The organism is Mesorhizobium sp. M2A.F.Ca.ET.067.02.1.1 (genome assembly GCF_004023285.1).
Lineage (GTDB): Bacteria > Pseudomonadota > Alphaproteobacteria > Rhizobiales > Rhizobiaceae > Mesorhizobium.
The window spans coordinates 1-5,034 of record NZ_RZSB01000442.1; the positions used below are offsets into that span (position 1 = coordinate 1).

Annotated in this window: 5 protein-coding genes; 3 read left to right on the forward strand and 2 right to left on the reverse strand. The window is 63.6% G+C overall.

The genetic code is table 11. From position 1 onward, the window contains the following. Positions 1 to 321 precede the first annotated feature (321 nt). Positions 322 to 1,548: a sugar ABC transporter substrate-binding protein gene (locus tag EOA28_RS24435; protein ID WP_126080524.1), complete on the reverse strand. Its 1,227-nt coding sequence runs from the start codon at positions 1,546 to 1,548 to the stop codon at positions 322 to 324. A gap of 172 nt (positions 1,549 to 1,720) precedes the next feature. Between EOA28_RS24435 and EOA28_RS24440 the strand changes: the two genes are divergently transcribed. The 3 genes from EOA28_RS24440 to EOA28_RS24450 are packed head-to-tail and all read left to right on the forward strand — an operon-like array spanning position 1,721 to position 4,450. Beyond that, positions 1,721 to 2,491 carry an SDR family oxidoreductase gene (locus EOA28_RS24440; protein ID WP_189342164.1) on the forward strand — a complete coding sequence of 257 codons (771 nt, stop codon included), beginning with the start codon at positions 1,721 to 1,723 and terminating at the stop codon, positions 2,489 to 2,491. A gap of 2 nt (positions 2,492 to 2,493) precedes the next feature. Continuing rightward, positions 2,494 to 3,561 (forward strand): sn-glycerol-3-phosphate ABC transporter ATP-binding protein UgpC, encoded by a 1,068-nt coding sequence (ugpC, locus tag EOA28_RS24445; RefSeq protein ID WP_127253534.1) that lies wholly within the window; start codon positions 2,494 to 2,496, stop codon positions 3,559 to 3,561. A 7-nt stretch (positions 3,562 to 3,568) separates the two neighbouring features. After that, positions 3,569 to 4,450: a MurR/RpiR family transcriptional regulator gene (locus EOA28_RS24450; RefSeq protein WP_127253533.1), complete on the forward strand. Its 882-nt coding sequence runs from the start codon at positions 3,569 to 3,571 to the stop codon at positions 4,448 to 4,450. Positions 4,451 to 4,624: 174 nt separating this feature from the next. On the opposite strand, the gene EOA28_RS24455 is transcribed toward EOA28_RS24450, so the two are convergent. Next, positions 4,625 to 4,936, reverse strand: a complete 312-nt coding sequence (locus tag EOA28_RS24455) for a DUF167 family protein (protein WP_126080527.1) — start codon at positions 4,934 to 4,936, stop codon at positions 4,625 to 4,627. Positions 4,937 to 5,034 lie beyond the last annotated feature (98 nt).

The following is a 5,034-nucleotide window of genomic DNA, read 5'->3' on the forward strand; positions in this document are numbered from 1 at the left end:
AACAAAACGAAGCCGCTCATCCATGATGCCAGTCTCTCGCCAAACCATCGCCGGTCCTCCCGGCTGGCAAGAAAACTGTCACCCATCTAATCGGTCCATTCTGTTACCTATCTATCCGGTTCGGACACCAGCCCCTTTCTCCCCGTCCCTATACGGGGAGAAATGCCCGGCAGGGCAATGAGGGGCGGCGCCGACGTAGAAGATTTGTCCCTTTGTCTGGAATGATTATCTGTCCGTCCGGCTATTCGGTCGAACACCTTTCAAAAAGATGTGGCGCGCCCCGCGGGGTAGGGCGCGCCACGGGCGCAGGGAGATACGCCCTTATTTCTTGAGCACGGCGTTGGCCTTGGCCGCTGCATCCTTCAGGCCGGCTTCGGGGTCCCCGCCGAGATAGATCTTCTGCATGGCGTCCGACGTGATCTGGGCGATCTCTTCCCAGCCCGGAATGACCGGCGCGAAGCGGGCATCGGGCAGGAGCGCGGTGAAGGCGGCAAGGTCGGCGTTGTTGACGTAATAGTCCATCTTCGCCTCTTCCTTGTTCACCGGCAGGAAGCCTTCGCCCTGCGTGAACTTGGCGCGCTGCTCCTTGGTGAACAGGAAGTCGAGCAGCTTCCAGGCCTCGTCCTTGTTCTTGGAGTTCTTGAACATGATGATGGAATCGGTGACGCCGTAGGTGCCGCGCGCGCCGGTCGGGCCGGCGGGGATGGCGGCGACGCCGTATTTCAGGTTCGGCGCTTCTTCCTTGATCTGGTTGGACAGGAAGGGCGCGGTGATCATCATGCCGACCTTGCCCTGTTTGAACAGGTTCTGCACGTCCTCGCGGTTGTTGGAGGTGACGCCCGGTTCCGTCAGGCCCTCGTCGATCATCGACTTGTAGAGCTTGGCCGCTTCGAGCGCGCCGGGCGTGCTCAGGCCGGACGTGCCGTCCTTGTTGAGAATCTCGGTGCCCTGCGACCACATCGCATAGTAGTAATAGACGTCGGTCTCGATCTCCTTGCCTTGCAAGCCGAAGCCGAAGGCGCCGACCGCCTTGATCTTGCGCGCGTCCTCCTGCAGCTCGGTCCAGGTCGCCGGCGGCTTGGCGATGCCGGCCTTCTCAAACAGCTCCTTGTTGTAATACATGGCGCGCGCGGAAGCTGCGATCGGCAGGCCATAGGTGTGGCCATTCATGATGGAGGGCTGCAGGAATGTGTCGATAAAGCGGTCCTTGAACTCGGGCTTGATGTAGCTGTCGAGCGGCTCGGCGACATCCTGCTGGACGAAGTCGATCAGCCAGCGGGTGCCGATGATCGAGAGATCCGCATTGGTGCCGGCGGTGATGTCGGTGGTGAGCTTCTGCAGCAGCACATCCCACGGCACCACTTCATACTTAATGGTGATGCCGGGATTGGCCGCCTCGAATTCCTTCTTCACCGCTTCGAAATAGGGGCCGGTCTTGGCGCTGTATTCGGCGACGGTGACGCGCACCTCGCCCGCATCGGCTGGTGCTGCCAGGGCCAGCATGCTCATTCCGGCCAGCAGGCCGACAGTCCATTTTGCAAGGCTCATCTGAATTCTCCCATTGATGCACGTTGGCGCCTGCCTCTTGTGAGAACAGGATTTATGTTACTTTCCTACATTATCCATGATTTGGCGCTACGCAAGCGGATTATCATGTTGCTTAATTACATTTGCTTGGTTAGCTTATTGGCTCAAAATGAGGGGTGGAGGAGGACGCAGCGTGGGTTCGACAGCCGAGTTCGAAGGCAAGACCGTCGTCGTCACCGGAGCCGGCGGCGGCCTCGGGTCGGCGATCGTCGAGCTGATGGCCGAACGCGGCGCGCGCATCGTCGGCTGCGACCAGTCGGCGGAGGCATTGGTCAGCCCGCATATCGCTTCCCGCCACGTCTTCAACTTGCTCGACCGGGCGTCGATCGAAGCCGCGATCCCGGCGCTGCTCGACCAAGACGGCGTTCCCGACATCCTAATCAACAATGCCGGCTGGACGCGCGCCGAGACGCTGGCGGCGCTGACGGCTGACAGGATCGAGCAGGAGCTCGACCTCAATTTGACCGGCGTGATGAGTTTCGCGGACCCGCTGATCAAGGCGATGGCGGGGTGCGGTTCGGGCAGCGTCGTTTTCATCTCCTCGGTCAACGCTATCGCGCATTTCGGCAATCCGGCCTATGCGGCGGCCAAGGCCGGCATCAACGCCTATGCCAAATCGGTCGCCGTCGAGCTCGGTCGCAGCGGGCTGCGCGCCAACGTCGTGTGCCCGGGCTCGATCCGCACCGCCGCCTGGGACCATCGCCTGGCCAAGGATCCCCAGATCCTCGGCCGGCTGAAGCGGCTCTATCCGCTGGGCCGCATCGTCAATGCACGGGAAGTGGCCGAAGCTGTCGCCTTCCTTGCCTCGGACCGCGCTTCCGGCATAACTGGCGCCGTGGTGCCTGTGGACGCCGGCCTGACAGCCGGCTATCTGCCATTCATCGACGACATATTGGGAGCGTGACCATGACCGACGTCCAGTTCCGCAACCTGTCGAAATCCTTCGGGCAGCACAAAATCCTCGAAGACATCAACCTCGATATCCGGACCGGCGAGTTCGTCGTTCTGGTCGGCCCGTCCGGCTGCGGCAAGTCCACTCTGCTGCGCATGTTGGCCGGGCTGGAGACGATCACCTCCGGCGATCTCGTCCTTGGCGGCACGCGCGCCAACGACCTGCCGCCGCAGAAGCGCAACATCGCCATGGTGTTCCAGTCCTACGCGCTGTTCCCGCATCTGAAGGCGTCGGAAAATATCGGCTTCGGCCCAAAAATCCGCGGCGAGAACCGCGCCGCGATCGACGACAAGGTGAAGAAGGCTTCGGGCGTGCTCAACCTCTTCTCCTATCTCGACCGCTATCCACGGCAATTGTCGGGCGGCCAGCGCCAGCGCGTCGCCATGGGCCGCGCCATCGTGCGCGAACCTTCGGTGTTCCTGTTCGACGAGCCGCTCTCCAATCTCGACGCGCAATTGCGCGTGCAGATGCGCACCGAGATCAAGGCGCTGCACCAGCGGCTGAAATCGACCATCGTCTACGTCACTCACGATCAGATCGAGGCGATGACCATGGCCGACCGTATCGTGGTGATGGACCGCGGCCGCATCCAGCAGGTCGGGCAGCCACTGGAGCTTTACGACCGGCCGGCCAACAAATTCGTCGCCGGCTTCATCGGCTCGCCGTCGATGAGCTTTGTCTCTGGCGCGCTGAAGACGGCCGGAGCTCAGTCTTGGTTCGAGACCAGCGGCGGCGGCCGCCTGGCGCTCTCGGGCAAAGCGGCTTCCGGCCGCGACACGGTCGAAGCCGGTATCCGGCCCGAGCACTTCGTCGTCGGCGCCGGTGAGAATGCCATCGCGATCAAGGTCGATGTCGTCGAGCCGACCGGTTCGGAAACCCATGTCTACGGTTCGGTCGGCGACGACACGGTACGCGCTGTGTTCCGCGACCGGCTGCAGGTGAAGCCCGGCGACCGGCTGCCGGTGAGCGTCGATCCGCGCAACATCCACCTCTTCGACAAGGCGACCGGCCTGCCGCTGTGAGAAGACGATGAAGAGCCCGGCCGACATCATCACCCGCCTGCATCTGATATCGCAGGACGGCACCAAATCGGACCGACGGCTGGCGGGGCTGGTGCTTTCCGACCTCGATTTCGCGTCGAAGGCGGCCATCTCCGAGATCGCCGCGCGCGTCGCCGTCAGCGAGCCGACCGTCACCCGCTTCTGCCGCAATCTCGGCTGCGAGGGGCTTCGCGATTTCAAGTTCTACCTGGCGCAGGCCATCGCCATCGGCGGCCAGTATCTGTCGCCGGAGCCGCTCAGCCGCGACGCGCGCGAGCAGCGCATCGCCTCGGCCATCACCGAGGCGGCGATTGCCGCCATCCAGCGCGCCAGCGAAAACCTCGATATGACGACGCTGATGGATGTTGCCGCCCGGATTGCAAGTTCCGGCAACGTGCTCTGCATCGGCTCCGGCGGCATTTCCTCGATGATGGCGACGGAGATGCAGAACCGGCTGTTCCGGTTGGGCCTCTCGGCGCTCGCCCAGACCGACGGCCAGCTGCAGCGCATGTATGCCGCCGTCGCGACCCCGGAGACGACGCTGCTCGCCTTCTCCGTCTCGGGCTATGCGCGCTCGGTGATCGAGGCGGTCGAGGTGGCACAGCAATATGGCGCCGCCACCGTCGCCATCACCGCGCCGGACTCGGCCCTGGCCAAGGTCGCCGGCACGGTGATCCTTTTGCAGTCGGTCGAGGACGGCAACATCTACAAGCCGACCTCGTCGCGCTACGCGCTCCTGGCGATCGTCGACATGATCGCCACCACGGTCGCGGAATCGCGCGGACCGAAAGTGCTGGAGAATCTGCGGCGCATCAAGCAGAGCGTGAACACGCTGAAGGTGGACGATCCGAAGCTGCCGCTGGGGGATTGAGTGGTTTTGAAGACTCACCCTCACCCGGATTGCCGACCGAATTGCGAAGAGCAATTCGGGGCAATCCGACCTCTCCCCAAGGGGAGAGGAGCAGGTCGGCGCCGGCGCCAAGCTCTTCTCCCCGCCGGGGAGAAGGTGGCCGCGTAACGGCCGGATGAGGGGGCGTCGCCAGCGTTATTTGCTGAGCGTCTCAAGTCGCTCCACCAACTCAGCCGCATCCGCCACAACCCGCAGCGTCTTTAGCCGCGATGTACCGCCGGCGACTACGGAAACGGCCGACACCCGCACACCCAGCGCCTTGGCCATCATCCGCTCCAGCGCTTGATTGGCGGCGCCGTTTTCCGGCACGGCGCGCACGCGGGCTTTGAGGTGACTGCGCCCGTCGGCGGCGGTCTCGATGCCGTCGATCCGGTCAAGCGCCGCTTTCGGCGTCAGCCGCACGAAGAGGTCGATGCCGTTGTCGCGCAGCCGAAACGGCGTGCTCATCAGCCGCCGGCCACGACCCAGGACCAAACCGTGGTGACCAGGAACTGCCGGCTGCAGAAAAGGCTCAGCAGCAGGATGATCGGGGAAATGTCGATGCC